The 447-nt window shown below is 55.5% G+C and carries 1 protein-coding gene; it reads left to right on the forward strand.

Going from position 1 to position 447, the window contains the following annotated elements:
• Window positions 1-447, forward strand: a 447-nt coding sequence (locus SB764_RS38350; protein ID WP_410866511.1) for a DUF5682 family protein, incomplete at both ends; no start/stop codon positions are given.

Here is a 447-nt window from a genome sequence, read left to right on the forward strand (position 1 = left end):
GGCGATGCAGCAAAATAATGGCGACGTGTTAGTTGTCTGCGGTGGCTGGCACGCTCCGGCACTGGCAAAGATGTGGCGCGAATGCCCTCAGAAAATTAACAAGCCAGAATTGCCCTCGCTGGCAGATGCCGTTACAGGTTGTTATCTCACACCCTACAGTGAAAAGCGCCTTGATGTGCTGGCAGGATACCTTTCAGGAATGCCTGCCCCGGTATGGCAAAACTGGTGCTGGCAGTGGGGCTTGCAGAAGGCCGGTGAACAACTGCTAAAAACTATCCTTACCCGTTTGCGCCAGCACAAATTGCCCGCTTCTACCGCGGATATGGCTGCCGCTCATCTGCATGCGATGGCGCTGGCACAGTTGCGCGGTCATACACTACCGTTACGCACTGACTGGCTGGATGCCATAGCAGGCTCGCTGATTAAAGAAGCCCTGAACGCGCCGTT

It is taken from the genome of Paraburkholderia sp. SIMBA_027 (assembly GCF_046535315.1).
Classification (GTDB): Bacteria; Pseudomonadota; Gammaproteobacteria; order Burkholderiales; family Burkholderiaceae; genus Paraburkholderia; species Paraburkholderia tropica.